Source organism: Pseudomonadota bacterium, from assembly GCA_016195085.1.
Lineage (GTDB): Bacteria > Pseudomonadota > Alphaproteobacteria > SHVZ01 > SHVZ01 > JACQAG01.
Genome location: JACQAG010000037.1, coordinates 1 through 18,529 on the forward strand (window position 1 = coordinate 1; position 18,529 = coordinate 18,529).

Consider the following 18,529-nt stretch of genomic DNA (forward strand, 5'->3'; position numbering starts at 1 on the left):
CAGCCGCAAACAGCGGCGACCGGATGTGAGGTTCCACGGCATCGACGCCGTGGCTGACAACAGGCTCGCTCCAGGATCTAAAAGACGGAGAGCCAAATGACCCCTTGACGACAACACCCTCATGTGAGCCCGCGCATGACGCCAATATAGTCTGGCCGGCACGTGGACGATCGGGGTTGAGCAATATTTTACTCAGATTGACGGACGGTAAAGTCCAACTTGTCCCCGCAATGCACAGGGATGCATGATGGCGGTGGATAGATTCGCGAATCCATGCACGGCGTGGGAACGAGTCTGTTAGAACGAGCGGACGCGAAGTTCGGCAGCGAGCGTCATGGAACCCAATCGCTCACCTACCAACGTCACCGCGCTGCCCGAACGCGACAGCACCCCCTACCGCACGCCACCGCACAACTACGAAGCCGAGCAAGGCCTGCTGGGCGCACTGCTGGTCAACAACAATGCCTTCGAGAAGGTCGGCGACTTCCTCCGGCCGGAGCATTTCACCGATCCGGTGCATGGCCGCATCTTCGAGGCGATCGGCAAGCTCATCGACCGCGGCCACATCGCCAACCCGGTCACCCTCAAGGCCTATTTCGATCAGGACAACGCGCTCGCCGAAGTCGGTGGCGCGCAGTATCTGGTGCGGCTCGCGGCCTCGGTGGTGAGCATCATCAACGCCGAGGACTACGGCCGCACCATCCATGACCTGTATCTCCGCCGGCAGCTCATCGGCGTCGGCGAGGACATGGTGAACGAGGCCTTCAAGCACGAGCTCGACATCAGCGCCGCCGACCAGATCGAGCAGGCCGAGGAGAAGCTGTTCAACCTCGCCGAGGCCGACCGCACCGAGTCCGGCTTCCGCGGCTTCAATACGATTTTGAAGAACGCCGTGGAGATGGCGGAGGCCGCGCACAAGCGCGACGGCCAGCTCTCCGGCGTGCCGACCGGGCTCGTCGACCTCGACAAGCTCCTGGGCGGCTTACATCCCTCCGACCTGCTGATCTGCGCCGGTAGGCCGTCAATGGGCAAAAGCGCGCTCGCCGCCAACATCGCCTTCAATGCCGCCTCGATGTGCGTCGACGATCCGGAAGCCGAGCGCCACGTCATCGGCTTCTTCGAGCTCGAGATGTCGGCCGAACAGCTTGCCACCCGCGTGCTCGCCGAGCAGATCGAGATGCCGGGCGAGAAGATTCGCCGCGGCGAGCTCGGCGTCGAGGACTTCCGCAAGCTGGTGCGCGCCTCCCAGCGGCTGGAGCGCACGCCGATCTTCATCGACGACACTCCGGCGATCACCGTCTCGGCCTTGCGGACCCGCGCCAGGCGCTTGAAGCGTCAACATGGCCTGTCCTTGATCGTGGTCGACTATTTGCAGCTCATGCGCCCGACCGTAGGCCATCGCCAGGAGAACCGCGTACAGGAGGTCTCCGACATCTCCCGTGGCTTGAAGGCGATCGCGATGGAACTGAACGTGCCGGTGCTGGCCTGCGCGCAGCTCTCCCGCGCGGTCGAGCAGCGCGAGGACAAGCGCCCGCAGCTTTCCGACCTCCGCGAGTCCGGCTCGATCGAGCAGGACGCCGACGTGGTCATGTTCATCTACCGCGAGCAGTACTATCTGGAACGCAGCGAGCCGACCCGGCGGGCGGACGAGACCGACGATAAGTTCCACGACCGCACCGAGAAGTGGAAGGAGCGATGCGAGCAGGTCTACGGCCTGGCCGAAGTGATCGTCGCCAAGCAGCGCCACGGACCGACGGGCAAGGTCACCCTGCAATTCGCCGGCGCGACCACCAAGTTCTCGAACGCGGCACTCCCCGGCCACCTGCCGGATGCCACCATCTGAGCCGATGGACGGCGCCGCCGTCCTCACCATCGACCTCGACGCCGTCATCGCCAACTACCGCTTGCTCCAGGGGCGGCTCGGTCGGGTCGCCGCCGCCGGCGTGGTCAAGGCCGATGCCTATGGGCTCGGCGCCGACAAGGTGGCGCCGGCGCTGGCGGCGGCCGGGTGCGGCATCTTTATCGTGGCCCAGCTCACCGAGGCGATTCGGCTGCGCGAGGGTTTGCCGCAGGGCCAAATCGTCGTGCTCGAAGGGTTGTTTGCCGAGACCGCACCCGCCTACCGCCAGCATCGTCTCCTGCCCGTGCTCAACGATCTGGGTCAGCTCGATGCCTGGCGCCTCTCGGGCGGCGGGCCTGCCTTGCTGCATGTCGACACCGGCATGAGCCGGCTCGGCCTGCCTGAGCGCGAGGTCGACATCCTCGCCGAGGATCCGAGCCGGCTGGCCCGTGTCGATCTCCTCTATGTCATGAGCCACCTCGTGTCGGCCGAGCTCAGCGACGCCGAGCTCAATCGGCTGCAGCTCGGCCGCTTTCGCCGCACCTTGCAGCGCCTGCCGACAGCGCCGGCGAGCTTCGCCAACTCGTCCGGCATCTTCCTCGGGCCCGACTATCACTTCGACCTGGCGCGTCCGGGGGCGGCCCTCTATGGCCTGGCGCCGGTCGAAGGGGCCGCCAATCCCATGCGTAGTACGGTCAAACTGGAGGCGCCGATCCTACAGATTCGCGAGGTTCCGCGGGGCGCCAGCGTCGGCTACCGTGAAGGGTTTCGCGCGCGCCGACCCACGCGAATCGGCACAATCGGCGTTGGCTATGCCGATGGTTATTTGCGCTCGCTCGCCAATCGCGGGCTTGGCTATATTGGCGGCCGTTCCGTCCCGCTGGTTGGGCGCATTTCCATGGATCTCGTCACCATCGACCTCACGGGCTTCTCCGAAGGCGAAGCCCGCTCCGGCACAATGGTCGAGCTCATCGGCGAGCACCTGCCGCCCGACGCGCTGGCCGAGCTGGCGGGGACCAACGGCTACGAGATCCTGACCTCCCTCGGCCCGCGCTATCGCCGCCGCTACATCGGCGGGGCCCCTTAGTGGTGGAACTCCTCGCTGCCATCGGCGGCGCCTTCCTTGCGCTCCTGGCCTCGCTCGGCGCGCTCGCGCTGTTCACCGGCACCGCGGTCAGCCATTGCCTGCGGCCGCCCTTCTATTGGCGGCTGATGCTCTGGCAGATGGTGGAGATCGGTTACTATTCGCTGCCGGTGGTGGCGCTGACGGCGGTGTTCACCGGCATGGTGCTGGCCCTCCAGAGCTACTCGGGCTTCTCCCGCTTCTCCGCCGAAGGAGCGGTGGCGACCGTGGTCGTGCTGTCGATGACCCGCGAGCTCTCCCCGGTCCTGGCCGGCCTCATGGTCGCCGGCCGGGTCGGCGCCTCGATCGCCGCCGAGATCGGCACCATGCGGGTGACCGAGCAGATCGATGCCTTGGGCGTGCTCTCGACCAATCCCTACAAATACCTGGTGGCGCCGCGGCTCATCGCCGGCACCCTGATGCTGCCGGTGCTGGTGCTGGTCGGCGACATCTTGGGCGTATTCGGCGGCTATCTCATCGGCGTCTATAAGCTCGACTTCAATGCCGGCGGCTATCTCCGCCAAACCTGGCTATATCTGGAGTTCAACGACGTCGTCTCCGGCCTGGTGAAGGCCGGCGCCTTCGGCTTCCTCGTCGCCTTGAACGGCTGCTTCCACGGCTACAACAGCCGCGGCGGCGCCCAGGGTGTGGGCCAGGCCACCACCAACGCGGTGGTCTCCGCCTCGATCCTCATCCTCATCTTCAACTATCTCATCACCGAGCTGTTTTTCGCCAGATGACCGGTGGGACACCCAAGATCGCGGTCAAGGATCTGCGCAAGAGCTTTGGGCGCAACAATGTGCTGACCGGCATCGATCTCGACATCGCCAAGGCGGAGAGCCTGGTCGTCATCGGCGGGTCGGGCACCGGCAAGTCGGTGCTGATCAAATGCATCATCGGCCTGATCCGGTCCGATGCCGGCTCAATTAGGATCGATGGCGAGGAAACTAGGGGGCTCGGCGGCGAGGCCAGGGAACGGGTCATGGGCAAGTTCGGCATGCTGTTCCAGGGCTCGGCCCTCTTCGATAGCCTGCCGGTGTGGGAGAACGTCGCCTTCGGCCTCATCCAGGGCCGCGGCATGGCGCGGAAGGAAGCAAGAGAGGTGGCGCTCGCCAAGCTGGCCCAAGTCGGCCTCGGCCCGCCGGTGGCGGCACTCTACCCGGCGGAGCTCTCGGGCGGCATGCAAAAGCGCGTGGCGCTCGCCCGCGCCATCGCCACCGACCCGGAGATCATCTTCTTCGACGAGCCGACGACGGGCTTGGATCCGATCATGGCCGACGTGATCAACGGGCTCATCGTCGATTGCGTGGCAAAGCTGGGAGCGACCGCCGTCTCGATCACCCACGACATGGCGAGCGCCCGCAAGATCGCCCACCGCATCGCCATGATCCATGGCGGCAAGATCATCTGGTCGGGTCCGGTCTCCGAGATCGACCACTCCGGCAACGCTCATGTGGACCAGTTCATCCACGGCCGCGCCGAAGGCCCGATCAAGATGGAAGTGCGGCGAGCGTGAGCATCCGGGCGCAGGAGCATGCCCCCACCCCGTCCCTCCCCCGACGGGTCGGGGGAGGGTGTGACGCGCCTGCCTCATTCCCCCTCCCCCACCTCGGGTGGGGGAGGGTTGGGGTGGGGGCGGTGATCGCGCAGCGCTGATGGCCAAGCCAGCCTCCCGCTATGTTTGCCAGGCCTGCGGCGGCGTGCAGTCGAAATGGAGCGGCCGCTGCGAGGCGTGCGGCGCCTGGAACACGGTGGTGGAGGAGCCGCGGGGCGAGGCCCTGCCCAAGGGCCAGAAGCTCGCCGGCGCGCGCAAGCTGGAATTCTCCGAGCTCGCCGGCGACAGCGTCGAGCCGCCGCGGCGGCTGACCGGCATCGCGGAGTTCGACCGGGTCTGCGGCGGCGGGCTCGTCGCCGGCTCGGCGGTGCTGATCGGCGGCGATCCCGGCATCGGTAAATCGACCTTGCTGCTACAGGTGGTGGCTCTCCTCGCCGGCTCCGGGCGCTGTCTTTATATCTCGGGCGAAGAGTCCTTGGATCAGGTGCGCTTGCGGGCCCGGCGCCTGGGCGTGATTGAAGCGCCCGTCGGCTTGGCGGCGGCGACCGCACTCCGCGACATCCTGGCCTCGCTCGATGGCAGCGAGCGACCGGACGTGGTGGTGATCGACTCGATCCAGACCATGTATGTGGACACCCTCGACTCCGCCCCCGGCACCGTGGCCCAGGTGCGGGCATCCGCCGCCGAGCTGATCCGCCTGGCCAAGCGCCGCGGCTTCGCCCTCTTCCTCGTCGGCCACGTCACCAAGGAAGGTGCGATCGCCGGCCCCCGGGTGCTCGAGCACATGGTCGACACCGTGCTCTATTTCGAAGGCGAGCGCGGCCACCAATTCCGCATCCTCCGCGCGGTCAAGAACCGCTTCGGGCCGACCGACGAGATCGGCGTCTTCGAGATGACCGATCGCGGGCTGATCGAGGTGCCCAACCCGTCCGCCCTCTTCCTGTCCGAGCGCCGCGGCGATGTCAGCGGTGCTGCCGTCTTCGCCGGCATGGAGGGGACGAGGCCGGTCCTGGTGGAGATCCAGGCCCTGGTGGCGCCCTCCCCCTTCTCCACCCCGCGCCGTGCCGTGGTCGGCTGGGACGCGAACCGGCTCGCCATGGTGACGGCGGTCTTGGAAGCTCGCTGCGGCGTCAGCCTCGCCGGGACCGATGTGTTCCTCAATGTTGCCGGCGGGCTCCGGGTGAGCGAGCCCGCCGCCGATCTTGCCGTCGCCGCCGCACTGGTCTCCTCGCTCACGCAAAACCCGATGCCGGCGGAAGCGGTGGTGTTCGGCGAGGTCGGGCTGGCGGGCGAGGTGCGCCAGGTCGGCCAGACCGAAGCCCGGCTCAAGGAAGCGGCCAAGCTCGGCTTCAGCCAAGCCTATCTGCCGAGCGGACGGCGCAAGGGCACGCCCGCCGAGTCCAGCCTCAAGCTCATCGAGCTGGCGCGGCTCGCCGATCTCGTCACCCTCCTCGATGACGGCAAGACGACGCGGCCAACGAGGCGCCAGGCATGAGCCAGTTTGCGCTCACCGCCGCCGATATCGCGGTCGTCGCGATCGTGCTGATCTCGGGCCTGCTCGCCTTCTTCCGCGGCTTCGTGCGCGAGGTCTTGTCGGTCGCCGGCTGGATCGGTGCCGCCGCCGCGGCACTTTACGGGTTTCGCCCGCTGCAGCCGATCATCCGCAAGCTCGTCGGCTACGATCTCCCGGCCGATGTGCTGACCGGAGCCGGGCTGTTCATCGTGGCTCTCATCGTGCTTTCCATGCTGAGCCATGCGATCTCGGTCAGGGTCAAGGACAGCGCGCTCAGCGCCGTCGATCGCTCGCTCGGCTTCATCTTCGGACTGATTCGCGGCGCCGTCATCGTCTGCATCGCCTATCTCGCCGTCAACCTGGCCTTCCCCAAGGACTCGCAGCCGGATTGGTTGCGGAACGCCAAGTCCATGCCCGCGGTCGAGCGCGGCGCCACGCTGCTGCTTTCCTTGATTCCCCGCGAGGTTAGGAGCCAGGGGGCGTCCGCCGCCGACGAGGCCAGGCGCCGGGCCGCCGACGCGGCAGAGGCCCGCAAGGCCTATGAGCGCCTGGTTTCACCCTCGCCCAAGGCGCCCGAGGCGAAAGCCGATGCGCCGGCCGATGCCACGGGGTATAAACCCGGCGAGCGGCGCGAGCTCGACCGCTTGATCCAGACGACGCAGTGACAATCTATGGGCCAGGCACAACGCGTCACCATGGAGGATTGCGCCTGACCCTCGGCACCAACCCTTTCGACGACGACAAGCTGCACGAAGAGTGCGGCGTGTTCGGCATCTTCGGCACGCCGGATGCGGCGGCCCATACCGCCTTAGGCCTGCACGCGCTCCAGCACCGGGGCCAGGAAGCGACCGGGATCGTCGCCTTCGACGGCAGGCAATTCAACTATCACCGCGGCAACGGCCATGTCGGCGACAATTTCGGCGACCCCGCGGTCATCGCAAGGCTGACCGGGCACGCGGCCATCGGCCACAACCGCTACGCCACCACCGGCGAGACCATCCTCAGGAACGTGCAGCCGCTCTTTGCCGAGTTCGAGTTCGGCGGCTTCGCCCTCGGGCACAACGGCAATCTCACCAACTTCTTCGAGCTGCGCCGCGAGCTGGTGCGCCGCGGCTGCCTCTTCCAGTCGACCTCCGACACCGAGATCATCATCCAGCTGATGGCGATCGGCAAAGGGGCGACCGTGGTCGATCGCCTGGTGGAGGCACTCCTCCAGGTCGAGGGCGCCTACTCCCTGGTGGCGATCACCAATGAGAGCGTGATCGGGGTGCGCGATCCCGTCGGCGTGCGCCCGCTGGTGCTGGGCCGGCTCGGCACCACCTACATGCTCGCCTCGGAGACCTGCGCCTTCGACATAATCGGCGCCGATTTCGTGCGCGACGTGGAGCCGGGCGAGCTCATCGTGCTGGACGCGACCGGCGTGCACAGCATTCGTCCCTTCCGCCCGCAGCCGGAGCGGTTCTGCATCTTCGAATACATCTACTTCTCGCGGCCCGACAGCGTGGTCGAAGGCAGCTCGGTCTACGAGGCGCGCAAGAGCATCGGCGCCGAGCTGGCGCGGGAAAGCCATGTGCCCGCCGACGTTGTCATCCCGGTGCCGGATTCGGGCGTGCCGGCCGCCATCGGCTATGCGGCGGAGTGCGGCATCCCCTTCGAGCTCGGCATCATTCGCAACCACTATGTCGGCCGCACCTTCATCGAGCCCACAGATACCATCCGGCATCTGGGCGTGAAGCTGAAGCACAACGCCAACCGCTCCGAGATCGCCGGCAAGCGGGTGATCCTGGTCGACGACTCGATCGTGCGCGGCACCACCTCCACCAAGATCATCCAGATGGTGCGCGCCGCCGGGGCGCGCGAGGTGCATTTCCGCATCGCCAGCCCGCCCACGACCTATTCCTGCTTCTATGGCGTCGATACGCCGGAGCGCAACAAGCTCTTGGCCTCGCGCTACGACGTGGCCGGCATGGCCGAGCATATCGGCGCCGACTCCTTGGCCTTCATCTCCATGGACGGGCTCTACCGGGCCATGGGCAAGAAGGGCCGCGACCCGAAGGCGCCGCAATATTGCGATGCCTGCTTCACCGGCGACTATCCTATCGCGCTGACTGACATGGCCGACGGGACCCAGCCGACCCAGCTCTCGCTGCTGGCCGAAACCGCCTGAGCATGCGCCTCAAGGAAAAGATCGCGCTGGTGACCGGCGCGTCGCGCGGGATCGGCCGCGCGGTTGCCCTCAAGCTCGCCGAGGAGGGCGCCCATGTGGTGGCGGTGGCGCGCACCGTGGGCGGGCTCGAGGAGCTGGACGACCAGATCCGGGCCAAGGGCGGCAGCGCCACCCTGGTGCCGCTCGATCTCTTGGACCCAACCGGCATCGAGCAGCTCGGCACCAAGCTCTACGAACGCTATCGGCGCTTGGATGTGCTCGTCGGCAATGCTGCGCTCTTGGGCACGCTCTCGCCCTTGGGCCAGATCGATCCCAAGGTCTGGGACGAGGTGATGAATGTCAACGTCACCTGCAATTGGCGGCTCATTCGGGTCTTCGACCCGCTGCTCCGGCAATCGGATGCCGGCCGCGCCATCTTCGTGACATCCGGTGCGTCGGCCGGCACGCTTCCCTATTTCGGCCTCTATGCGGCGAGCAAGGCAGCGCTGGAAGCCATGGTCAAGACCTGGGCCGGCGAGATCACCAAGACCAAGATCAAGGCGAACCTGCTCAGCCCCGGCGTGGTGCGCACCGCCATGCGCGCCCATGCCTTTCCCGGCGAGGACCCGATGACATTGACGCCGCCCGAGGCGATCGCCGAGAAATTCATCGAGCTGGCGCTGCCCAGCTGCCAACGCCACGGCGAGGTGGTGCGCGCGCAAGGATGACGGCACCCGCTCCGCCACTCGGAGCGGGCGCCAAGGGAATGGACGGCGCTCGAACCTTTCTGAGGCACCCCGTGCTGGGGGATTTCTTCCCGGCAGCCGCATCGATGCAGCGAGCGGCGTTGCACCGTCTTCCAAAGTACGCGTAACAGCCAAGTCGTCGGTTCGGCACCCGATACCTATCTGAGTCGAAACCCGCGCGGTCAAAGAGTTCCGGATCGCGGCCCGGCTGTCGTAGGCTCGGGCATGCGCCTCCCGCCGCAGAACGCCCTCCTCGTCATCGACCTGCAGAAGGCCATCGACGATCCAAGCTGGGCCAAGGACGGCCCGCGGAACAACCCCGAGGCCGAGGCCAATATCGCGCGCCTGTTGGCCGCCTGGCGCGCAAGCCGCGCGCCGCTCTTTCACATTCGCCATGACTCGGTCGAGCCGCAGTCCGTCTACCGGCCGGGGCAGCAAGGCAACGCGTTCAAGCCCGAGGCGATGCCGCGCACGGGCGAAACCATCATCGCTAAGCGCACCAACAGCGCCTTCATCGGCACCGATCTCGAGCCCCGTCTCCGGGCGGCGGGGATCACCAGCCTGGTCGTCGCCGGCGTCATCACCAACAACTCGGTCGAGGCGACGGTGCGCATGGCCGGCAATCTCGGCTTCGAGACCATCCTCGTGGCCGATGCCTGCTTCACCTTCGCGCGGCGCGATTATGACGGCCGCCTGCGCAGCGCCGAGGAGGTGCACGCGATGTCGCTCGCCAATCTCGACGGCGAATACTGCCGGGTGGTGCGGACGGCAGATGTGCTGGCAACGGTGGGCGCAACGGTCAGGGCCTACGCGCCGGCCGATCTCGATGCGCTGATCGAGATCTTCCGCAGCTCGGTCAGACAAGTCGCGTGCCGGGACTACACGGAAGACCAGGTCAAGGCCTGGGCCCCCGATACCATCGACCGCGAGGCGTTCGCTGCCAGGCGCGCGGCCAAGCCCACCTTCGTCGCGGTGATCGGGGCGAAGCCGGTCGGTTTCGCCGATCTGGAGCCGGACGGCCATATCGACATGCTCTTCGTCGATGCCGAGCACCAGCGACGGGGCGTCGCCCGGGCGCTCTTCGAGGCCATCGAAGCTGCGGCCAAGGATCAGGGTCTTGCGGGCCTCCACACCGAGGCCAGCATCACCGCCCGCCGCTTCTTCGAGCGTTGCGGCTTCTCCGTGGTGGAGCCGCAGACGGTCACGCGGCGCGGGCAACAATTCCGCAACTTCAAGATGGCGAAGCCGCTAAGCGAAGAATGAGGACGTCGAGAGTTGCTCGTGCTTACGCGATGCCCATATGGTAGAATGGTATAATATCTTGGTAGAGAGGTATTGGATGGGGTTGAATATCAAAAATGAGGATGCGCATCGCCTGGCCCAGGAGCTGGCCAAGCTGACCGGCGAGAGCATGACCACGGCGGTCACCGAGGCCATACGCGAGCGCGTGGATCGCCTCCGCCGTGAGCAAGCGAAAGGCCTTGCCGAACGACTTCTGGCCCTAGGCAGAGATTGTGCGCCGCGGCTGAAGGAGCCGTTCCGATCCGCAGACCATGGCGATCTGCTCTACGACAGCACCGGCTTGCCCCGGTGATCGTCGACACATCGGCACTCATCGCCATCCTGCGTAACGAATCCGATGCGGCGCTCTACGCAGCAGCGATCGAAGGTGCAGCAATCCGTCGCATCTCCGCCGTCACCTTCCTCGAAGCCGCCATCGTCATCGATGGAAGCCGGGACCCCATCGCCAGCCGGCGCTTCGACGATGTCATCAAGGAGGCGGCATTCAGCATCGAGCCCGTGACAGAGGTACAAGCGCGCATTGCGCGCGAGGCTTATCGCGATTTCGGCAAAGGCAGCGGGCACGCGGCGGGTCTCAACTTTGGGGATTGCTTTGCATACGCGCTGGCGAAGCATGCGGGTGAACCCCTCCTATTCAAAGGTGAGGATTTCGCCCGGACCGATATTCGCCGCGCCTTACAGCGGACGCGCGGTGCAGATTGACAGAAAGTAAGCAATTACTTACCGTTTGACATGGCCGACATGGCGCGCACCTTGACCGCCCTTGCCGATCCGACCCGGCGCCGGGTGTTCGAGCGCCTGGCGCGGGGTCCGCAGGCGGTGGGCGAGCTCGCCAGAGGGCTGCCGGTCAGCCGGCCGGCGGTTTCCCAGCATTTGGCGGTCTTGAAAGCGGCCGGCCTAGTGACCGACCGGGCCGAGGGCACGCGCCGCATCTATCAAATCGATCCAAACGGCCTCGGCGCGCTCGGCGCCTGGCTCGACCGGTTCTGGGACGAGGCGCTCGCCGCCTTCAAGGAAGAGACCGAGCGCGGGAGCCGGGGATGACGCAGAGGATCAAGCCGGCTCCGGTGCGCAAGTCCGTCAAGGTCGCGGTCGGGTCCGAGCGCGCCTTCGAAGTGTTCACCAAGGACATCGGACGCTGGTGGCCCGCCTCCCACACCCTCTTGAAGGCGCCACGCCAATCCCTCACCATCGAGCCCAAGATCGGCGGCCGCTGGTTCGAGCGCGCCGTCGACGGCAGCGAGTGCAGCCTCGGCCATGTGCTGGCATGGGAGCCGCCGCACCGGGTCCTCCTCGCCTGGCAAATCGACGGTACCTGGAAATTTAATGCCGCGCTGGTGACCGAGGTCGAGATCCGCTTCATCGCCGATGGCGATGCGACAAGAGTCGAACTCGAACACCGCAAACTCGAGCGTTTGGGCGAGCATGCCGAAGCGATGCGCGGCACCGTCGACTCGCCCGGCGGCTGGACCGCCGTCCTGCAAAGCTATGTGGACCTGATCGGGCGCTAGTGTCCCGCCCCAGAAATTCGTCAGCGAATTTCTGGGATAAGCGGGCCACTACTCTATTGAATCTAGTGTGATGATTCCGAAGTTCGGTGACGAACTTCGGAATCATCACACTAGCCGCCCGGCGAGATGTCCGCCGCCGGCACGTCCTCGAGTCTGGCGAACACCGGGAGGCCGCGAGCGCGGAAGCGCTGCATCTCCGCATCGGCGCCGTTGGAAGGCCCGCCCACCCTGAGGAAGGCATCGCAGCGCTCTGTGAGCGCCAGCGACAGTGGCAGCATGATGTCGTCGTAGTGCCTGGCTCCGGCGGCGGCGATGACCGGCAGCGCCATGTTGACCCCGATCACCGGCACGTGGCCCATCCGGAAGAGGGCGTGAGCCGCACGGTTCATGAGCTTGAGATTGGACCTTCGTTCGGCCGCGGTCTTGGCGCCGTGGCGATACGGTCCGCCGACCATGATCCACATCGCTATTTGTCCTTCTGGTCGACGTAGGGATTCTTGCCCTTGCGCAGCAGGAGGCGGATCGGCACGCCCGGCATACCGAAGGTCTTTCGGAGACTGCCAATCAGGTATTTCTCATAAGATTCCGGGAGTTCATCGATCTTACTCACCCAAAGAGCGAAGGTCGGTGGGCGCGACTTCACCTGGGTCATGTAGCGGAGCTTGAGCCGCCTTCCGGACACCAGGGGCGGCTGATGGCGTTCGGTCGCCTCGTAGAGCCAGCGGTTGAGCTGGGCCGTCGGCAGCCGCCGGTTCCAGGAAGCATGCGCGGCGAAGACCGCGTCCATGAGCTTATCGAGATTGGTGCCCTTGAGGGCGGAGATGGTGAGTGCCGCAATGCCGCGGGCTTGCGGCAGCGAGTCCTCCAGGCGCTCCTTCAGGCGCTGCAACGCCGCTTTGCGGTCGCCGACCGCATCCCATTTGTTGACCGCCACTACCAGCGCGCGCCCCTCTTCGAGCACATGGCGGGCGATGGCGAGATCCTGCTTGTCCAGGATCTTCTCGGCATCGAGGACCAGGATCACCACCTCGGCGAAGCGCACGGTGCGCAAGGTGTCGCCCACCGAAAGCTGCTCCAGCCGCTGATCGATGCGCGCACGGCGCCGGAGTCCGGCCGTGTCCACCAGCCGGACCGGGCGGCCGCGATGCTCCCAGTCGATGGCGACCGCATCGCGCGTGATGCCGGGCTCGGGACCGGTCAGCACCCGCTCATCGCCGATGAGCCGATTGACCAGGGTCGACTTGCCGACATTGGGGCGCCCGACGATGGCGAGCATGATGGGCTTCGCCTCGCCCTCCTCGGCCGCATCGGCCGCATCGGCGCCCGCGGGCGCCATGGCGCGGAGCTTGTCGTGGAGGGCGTCCAGGCCCTGCCCGTGCTCGGCTGAGATGGCCAAGGGCTGGCCCAGGCCAAGGGCGAAGGCCTCGCCCAATCCGCTCTCCGCGGCCGCACCCTCGCATTTGTTGGCGACCAGCAGGATCGGCGTCTTCGAGCGGCGCAGCCGGCGGGCGAGGGCGGCATCGAGCGGCGTCACGCCGGCGCGCGCATCGATGAGGAACAGCGCCACATCGGCCTCCGCCACCGCCCGCTCGCTCTGCTCGCGCATGCGCGAAGCCAGCGTCTTATCGAAGGCCTCCTCCAACCCGGCGGTATCGATCAGGCGAAAACGGAGCTGGCCCAGCCTTGCCTCGGCCTCGCGCCGATCGCGGGTGACGCCGGGAGTGTCGTCGACCAGCGCCTGCCGGCGGCCGACCAGGCGGTTGAACAGGGTCGACTTGCCGACATTGGGCCGGCCGACGATGGCAACCGTGTAAGCCATGGTCGAGCTTTACCGGAGCGCGATCAGCTCGCCGCCGTCGCTCAATAGATAGACGGTCTGGTCGGCGATCACCGGGGAGATCATGATCCCGTCGGGGACCTTGATATGCCCGAGCACGTCGCCGGTATAGGGCGATAGCGCCAGCACCTCGCCTTCGGCGCCGGCGACGATCAGCCGATCGCCCGCCAAGACCGGCCCGGTCCAGATCAGCGGCTTGGGGCGCGTGGCGGTCGGATCTATGAAGCGGCCGATGCCGATGACCCAGCGTACGCGGCCGTCGCTGCGCCTGAGGCACACCACCTCGCCGCTGCTGGTGAGCACGTAGACGAAGTCGCCGGCGACCCAGGGCATCTCGACGCCGCCCAAGTCGCTGTCCCAGGCGCGGCCGCCGCTCCTCAGGTCGATCGCCGCCATGCGCCCGGAATTGCTGATGGCGATGAGCAAGCCGCGATCCACCACCGGCTGGCCGCGGATGTCGGCCAAAGTCGAGATGGTGTCGGAGCGCCGCGCCGCCACCAAAGAGTCCGACCAGATGACGCGACCGTTCTCGGTGCGGAGCGCGAAGATCTCACCCGACGAATAGGGCACGACCAGCGTGCCGCCATCGACCGCGGGGCTGGCGCCGCCCAGGAGGCCGGCAGTCTCCGGAATGCCGGCATGGGACCAGAGTCGATGCCCGTCATTGGCGTCGAGGGCGAAGGTCTGATTGTCGACGGTGAGCACGAACACCCTGCCGCCGGCGATGGTCGGCGGCGAGCGCACCGGCCCCGGCACGGGCTGGCGCCACAGCTCCTTGCCGTCGCTGGCCGACAGAGCCAAGACCTGGCCGTAGCCGGTGCCGACGAAAACCTTGCCTTCGGCATAGCCGATGCCGCCGGGCTGCACCGCGTCCGACCGGTTCTCCTTGGCCCGTGCCTCGGCGCGCCAGAGGATCTTGCCCGTTGCTGGATCGATGGCGGAGACCTCGCTGTCGGCGTCGACCACATAGACCCGTCCCTCGCCGACGACCGGCGGCGACAAGAGCTTGCGGTCGCTGTCGGAGCCGCTGCCGATGCTGACGCGCCAGGCGACCTTCAGCTCCCCGCCGGCGGCCAGATGATACATGGCGTGGTTCGGCTCGCCCCCGGCCTGAGGCCACTCGGCGTTGACCACCGGCCGCGGCAAGCGAACCGGCACCTCGGTCAGCTCGGGATCGACGTCGATCCGCTGGTCCAGCTGCAAGACCGAGATACGCCTGCCCGGCAAGGGCCGCGGCGGCGCATCGCCCAGCCAATCGAACATGCCGCAGCCGGACAGCGCCAACGCCATCGCCAGGAATAGAACGGTCTTCATACGCAAGGATGATATGAGCATCAGCCGGCCAAAGCCGCCAACATCTCGGCCGCCCTGGCGCGGATGTTGGCCGGGGCTTCGGTGTCGTCGGCAAGTTTGCGGAAGAGCTCGCTCGCCCGCGCCTTGTCGCCGCTCTTCACCGCGAGCACGGCGGTGAGTTCGAGCGCGTTGAAGCGCCACGGGTTGCCGGCGCCAATGAGCAGCGCCAGACGCTGGCTGAGCTGGGCCGGATCGCCCGCATCGATACGGTGCATGACGCCGAGCACGACGCCGAGATCGCGCAGCGCCGGATCGGCGCTGCTATCGGCCGCCAAAGTGTCATAGACTCGGAGCGCGCCCTCGCGGTCGCCCTTGTTGATGAGAAGCGCTGCCTCGTTCAGGCGCGCGAGAGCGGCGAACCCGGGCGAGGATTTGTCCGCGAGCGCGCCCAACGCGTTGGCCGCCTGCTCGGGATTGGTCTGGGCGTTGGCGAGCGCCTCGGCCAGCTGCGCGCTGGCCGCTTCGCGCTGCCGTTCGCGCCAATCCCGCCAGAGGTTGAAGCCGGCGACGGCCAGAACCAAAACCACCGCAAGGGCGACGACGTATCTGCCGTATCGGTCCCAGAGGCGCTGGTAGTGCTCTTTGCGAAGGTCCTCTTCGACCTCGCGGACAAATTCGTCGCTTTGGCTCAATACCGGAACTCCAGTGCCGCCGTCCCAAGCCGGGCCGGGGGCGGCCTCGAAAGGCCGCAACCATAGCGATGTGCCCCCGCCAGGGCAATTAAGGCGTGTCCATATCAGGAAACGGGCAAATCCAGGGACTTGCGCGCCACGGGACTCGCGGCCCCTCACCCTCCCCTGGACGCCGGCACGGTTTTCAGGAAGACTAGATGAATGGCACGCCTCACCAGCGGCAACCGGCCGAGATGAGCCCAGTCATTCGACTCAGCGACTTCCGGCGGCGGCCACGCCCGGTTTTCTTCAGCCGAAACGAACTCAACCAACTGCTATCCCTCTATAGCGCCAGGGTGTCCGCCGGGGATTGGCGCGACTATGCCATCGACCAGGTGAGCGGCATGGCGGTGTTCTCGGTCTTCCGCAACACCCAGGACCGGCCGCTGTATTCCGTGGCCAAATGCACGCCCGGCACTCACCGCCAGGGCGACTATGTGGTCTTCGCCGGCTTGAGCAAAATCAAGCACGGCCATCAGCTAGCCGAGGTCTTGGAAGTCTTCGAGCCCTATCTCCGCCTGGTCACGGGCTGAGCGGTGGCACCCTAGCCTGCTCGCGCCGAGCGTTCGGTCCTGACGCCCACCCATCATGACCACAGGACACGACCTCGTCGTCGGCGGCAGCGGCATGCTGGCGGGATTGTGCGAGGCGCTGGCGCGCGAAGACCGGATCGTCTCGGTCATCGGCCGCGATCAGGGACGCCTGCAGCGTCTGGTGCAGCGACATCCCAACATCAGACCGCTCTCCGTCGACTACCGCGACGCTGAAGCGCTCGAGCGAAGCTTGGTGGCAGCCGAAACAGCGTCTGGACCGATCGAGCGCGCGGTCTGCTGGATCCATACCGTGGCGCCCGATGCGCCCGTCATCGTCGGTCGGCGCACCAAGCGAGCCCTCTGGCATGTTCTTGGAAGCGCGGCGGCCGACCCCGCGGAACCTGGACGACTCGATCGCTGGCGGCAGCGCTTCTCCGCGCTTTCCCCTCTCGACTACAGGATCATCGTGCTGGGCTTCGTCAGCGGCGCGGAGGGATCGCGCTGGCTGACCGATGCCGAGATCAGCGCCGGGGTCAAACACGCGCTCGACACAGAGGCTCCGCTCTCGATCGTGGGAACGGTCGAGCCCTGGTCGGCGCGGCCCTGACGTCGTTCCAACCCTAGTTCGCCGTCTTCTCGATGTTCCAGAGCGCCAAGTCCCAGGAGTTGGCGACCACGCCTTTCAGGCTCTTGCGATAGGCGATCGGCCGGGTGAATTGGCCGATCGGCACATAGGGCACCACCTCCAGGAATTTGCGCTGAAGCGCATCGATGATGCGCTTCCTCTCCTCCTGCGTGGTCGCATCGATATAGGAGAGGCGGATCCTCTCCATCTCCTGATCGCAGGGCAGCCCCCAGGAGTTGCGCCCGTCGCAGGAGGTGGAGGCGAAGAGATTGGTGAACGGGTTCTGCTGGATGCGCCCGGGCCAGGTGGTCTGCGCGATGTTCCAGCCGGCGCGGTCGGTGGCGGGATCGTTCTTGTTGACCCGCCGGGTTAGAAGCGTGCTCCAGTCCATGGCCTGCAGATCGACAGTGGCCCCGACCTCGCGCAGGAACTGCGCCGTCACCAAGGTCATGGTGTGAATGAGCGGCTGGTCGGTCGGCGTCATCACCACGATTGGTTGGCCGCCATAGCCGCCCTCTTTCAGCAGGCGCTTTGCCGTCTCGCGGTCCGGCTTCTGGACCGTCTCGATCCCGGCCTTCGACTCGTTCGGCGAGCCGCAGATGAAGGGCGAGAAGCAGACGCGCTGATATTTCGGATCCTGGCCGACCATGGCGGCCAAATAGTCCTGCTGGGTCCCAATATGAAACAGGGCCTGACGCGCCTTCGGATTGTTGAAGGGCGGCACCAGATGATTGGGCCGAATGGTCGCCTGGAAGCCGATGGGGTCGATGATCAGCAACGCGATGTTGGGGTCGCGCTCGAGGATCGGGATCATGTCGTGGGTGATGACCTCGAGCATGTCGACCTCGCCCCGCTGCAGGGCGGCGAGCGCGGTGCCGGGATCGGGGATATAGGGCCACTCGACCCGGTCGACCTTGACCACCTTGCCGCCGGACGCACCATCCGGCGGATCGCTGCGGGGCACGTAGTCCTTGTTCTTGGCGTAGGCCACCATCGAGCCCGGCACCCACGCCTCGCGCAGGAACCGGTACGGCCCGGAGCCGATGCTCTCTTTCATCTCGGTAAAGGCGTCGGTCTCGGCGTCTTTCTTGCGCATCATGAAGGGCATGAGCGCGGCGCCGGCCAGGCTCTCGATCACCATGCCATAGGACTGCTTCAAGGCGAGCACGAAGCCGCGCTCGCCGTCGGGCTCCAGGCTGGCCGTGCGCTCGGAGATGATCTTGCCGTCGGGCGAGCGCTGGATCCATCGCTTCAGGGACTGGATCACGTCGGCGGAGGTGACCGGCGAGCCGTCATGGAACTTGAGACCGGGCCTGAGCGTAAACCGCCAGGTGAGCTTGTCGGCGCTGGCGCTGTGCGACTCGACCATCTGCGGCTGCGGCGCCAGCTCGGAATCCATCGAATAGAGCGTGTCGTAGATCAAACGCGAATGGTTGAAGGTGATGGTCGCGGTGGTCCACACGGGATCGAGGATGCGCAGATCCGCCTGGGGCACCATGCGCAGCACGCTCTCGGCCCGGCTGGCAGGCGACAACGGTCCCTGCAGCAAGGCGAGACCCAGTGCTAGACCGGCGATGCGGGGCAGATGAGTCATGGCGACCTCCGGGGCTGGACGGCTCGGGATTGAGGTTAGCCCAACTTGCGCAGAATCGGCATAGCGGTCGAGCAGAATCAATCTGTTAGCCAGAAAGTCGGCACTACATTTCGGCGTTGATGATAGTGCTCTCAGGCGCTGAGGGCGACGGCCGGCTGCTCGATCTCGCTGAGGCGCATG

The 18,529-nt window shown here is 66.6% G+C and carries 20 protein-coding genes; 15 read left to right on the forward strand and 5 right to left on the reverse strand.

Annotation, left to right across the window (positions count from 1 at the left end; genetic code table 11):
* The first annotated feature begins 334 nt into the window (after nucleotides 1-334).
* The 13 genes from HY058_11055 to HY058_11115 all read left to right on the forward strand — a co-directional run bounded on the left by HY058_11055 (nucleotide 335) and on the right by HY058_11115 (nucleotide 11,736).
* Nucleotides 335-1,843 carry a replicative DNA helicase gene (locus HY058_11055; GenBank protein MBI3497830.1) on the forward strand — a complete coding sequence of 503 codons (1,509 nt, stop codon included), beginning with the start codon at nucleotides 335-337 and terminating at the stop codon, nucleotides 1,841-1,843.
* Nucleotides 1,830-2,927: an alanine racemase gene (gene alr / locus HY058_11060; GenBank protein MBI3497831.1), complete on the forward strand. Its 1,098-nt coding sequence runs from the start codon at nucleotides 1,830-1,832 to the stop codon at nucleotides 2,925-2,927. The genes HY058_11055 and alr overlap by 14 nt, the downstream gene beginning before the upstream one ends.
* Nucleotides 2,928-2,929: 2 nt before the next feature.
* Nucleotides 2,930-3,703 (forward strand): ABC transporter permease, encoded by a 774-nt coding sequence (locus tag HY058_11065; GenBank protein ID MBI3497832.1) that lies wholly within the window; start codon nucleotides 2,930-2,932, stop codon nucleotides 3,701-3,703.
* Nucleotides 3,700-4,479 carry an ATP-binding cassette domain-containing protein gene (locus HY058_11070; protein MBI3497833.1) on the forward strand — a complete coding sequence of 260 codons (780 nt, stop codon included), beginning with the start codon at nucleotides 3,700-3,702 and terminating at the stop codon, nucleotides 4,477-4,479. Before HY058_11065 ends, HY058_11070 begins: the two co-directional genes overlap by 4 nt.
* 139 nt (nucleotides 4,480-4,618) lie before the next feature.
* Nucleotides 4,619-6,013 carry a DNA repair protein RadA gene (gene radA / locus HY058_11075; GenBank protein MBI3497834.1) on the forward strand — a complete coding sequence of 465 codons (1,395 nt, stop codon included), beginning with the start codon at nucleotides 4,619-4,621 and terminating at the stop codon, nucleotides 6,011-6,013.
* Nucleotides 6,010-6,696, forward strand: a complete 687-nt coding sequence (locus HY058_11080; protein ID MBI3497835.1) for a CvpA family protein — start codon at nucleotides 6,010-6,012, stop codon at nucleotides 6,694-6,696. The genes radA and HY058_11080 overlap by 4 nt, the downstream gene beginning before the upstream one ends.
* Nucleotides 6,697-6,740: 44 nt before the next feature.
* On the forward strand, nucleotides 6,741-8,198 hold the full coding sequence (locus HY058_11085; GenBank protein ID MBI3497836.1) for an amidophosphoribosyltransferase: 1,458 nt from the start codon (nucleotides 6,741-6,743) through the stop codon (nucleotides 8,196-8,198).
* A gap of 2 nt (nucleotides 8,199-8,200) precedes the next feature.
* On the forward strand, nucleotides 8,201-8,905 hold the full coding sequence (locus HY058_11090) for an SDR family NAD(P)-dependent oxidoreductase (protein MBI3497837.1): 705 nt from the start codon (nucleotides 8,201-8,203) through the stop codon (nucleotides 8,903-8,905).
* Between the two features lie 243 nt (nucleotides 8,906-9,148).
* Nucleotides 9,149-10,186 carry an isochorismatase family protein gene (locus tag HY058_11095; protein ID MBI3497838.1) on the forward strand — a complete coding sequence of 346 codons (1,038 nt, stop codon included), beginning with the start codon at nucleotides 9,149-9,151 and terminating at the stop codon, nucleotides 10,184-10,186.
* 76 nt (nucleotides 10,187-10,262) lie between these two features.
* A complete protein-coding gene (locus tag HY058_11100) occupies nucleotides 10,263-10,517 on the forward strand; it encodes a type II toxin-antitoxin system VapB family antitoxin (protein MBI3497839.1) in 255 nt (84 codons plus the stop codon).
* Complete coding sequence (locus HY058_11105; GenBank protein ID MBI3497840.1) at nucleotides 10,514-10,927, forward strand: type II toxin-antitoxin system VapC family toxin; 414 nt, start codon at nucleotides 10,514-10,516, stop codon at nucleotides 10,925-10,927. Before HY058_11100 ends, HY058_11105 begins: the two co-directional genes overlap by 4 nt.
* A 30-nt stretch (nucleotides 10,928-10,957) precedes the next feature.
* On the forward strand, nucleotides 10,958-11,269 hold the full coding sequence (locus HY058_11110; protein MBI3497841.1) for a winged helix-turn-helix transcriptional regulator: 312 nt from the start codon (nucleotides 10,958-10,960) through the stop codon (nucleotides 11,267-11,269).
* Entirely contained in the window at nucleotides 11,266-11,736 is a 471-nt protein-coding gene (locus HY058_11115) for an SRPBCC domain-containing protein (protein ID MBI3497842.1), read from the forward strand. The genes HY058_11110 and HY058_11115 overlap by 4 nt, the downstream gene beginning before the upstream one ends.
* Nucleotides 11,737-11,846: 110 nt before the next feature.
* Here the strand turns inward: HY058_11115 and HY058_11120 are convergent, their stop codons facing one another.
* Genes HY058_11120 through HY058_11135 form a run of 4 tightly spaced genes read right to left on the reverse strand, consistent with a single transcriptional unit; the run spans nucleotide 11,847 to nucleotide 15,558 of the window.
* Nucleotides 11,847-12,191, reverse strand: a complete 345-nt coding sequence (locus HY058_11120) for a DUF4406 domain-containing protein (GenBank protein MBI3497843.1) — start codon at nucleotides 12,189-12,191, stop codon at nucleotides 11,847-11,849.
* Nucleotides 12,192-12,202: 11 nt separating this feature from the next.
* On the reverse strand, nucleotides 12,203-13,555 hold the full coding sequence (gene der / locus HY058_11125) for a ribosome biogenesis GTPase Der (protein ID MBI3497844.1): 1,353 nt from the start codon (nucleotides 13,553-13,555) through the stop codon (nucleotides 12,203-12,205).
* A 9-nt stretch (nucleotides 13,556-13,564) separates the two neighbouring features.
* Entirely contained in the window at nucleotides 13,565-14,908 is a 1,344-nt protein-coding gene (locus HY058_11130) for a PQQ-binding-like beta-propeller repeat protein (protein MBI3497845.1), read from the reverse strand.
* Complete coding sequence (locus HY058_11135; GenBank protein ID MBI3497846.1) at nucleotides 14,908-15,558, reverse strand: tetratricopeptide repeat protein; 651 nt, start codon at nucleotides 15,556-15,558, stop codon at nucleotides 14,908-14,910. Before HY058_11135 ends, HY058_11130 begins: the two co-directional genes overlap by 1 nt.
* A gap of 233 nt (nucleotides 15,559-15,791) precedes the next feature.
* Between HY058_11135 and HY058_11140 the strand changes: the two genes are divergently transcribed.
* Together HY058_11140 and HY058_11145 are read left to right on the forward strand one after the other, a co-directional pair.
* On the forward strand, nucleotides 15,792-16,130 hold the full coding sequence (locus HY058_11140; GenBank protein ID MBI3497847.1) for a DUF2794 domain-containing protein: 339 nt from the start codon (nucleotides 15,792-15,794) through the stop codon (nucleotides 16,128-16,130).
* A gap of 55 nt (nucleotides 16,131-16,185) precedes the next feature.
* Complete coding sequence (locus HY058_11145) at nucleotides 16,186-16,737, forward strand: short-chain dehydrogenase (GenBank protein MBI3497848.1); 552 nt, start codon at nucleotides 16,186-16,188, stop codon at nucleotides 16,735-16,737.
* Nucleotides 16,738-16,750: 13 nt separating this feature from the next.
* On the opposite strand, the gene HY058_11150 is transcribed toward HY058_11145, so the two are convergent.
* Nucleotides 16,751-18,349 carry an ABC transporter substrate-binding protein gene (locus tag HY058_11150; protein ID MBI3497849.1) on the reverse strand — a complete coding sequence of 533 codons (1,599 nt, stop codon included), beginning with the start codon at nucleotides 18,347-18,349 and terminating at the stop codon, nucleotides 16,751-16,753.
* Between the last annotated feature and the right edge of the window lie 180 nt (nucleotides 18,350-18,529).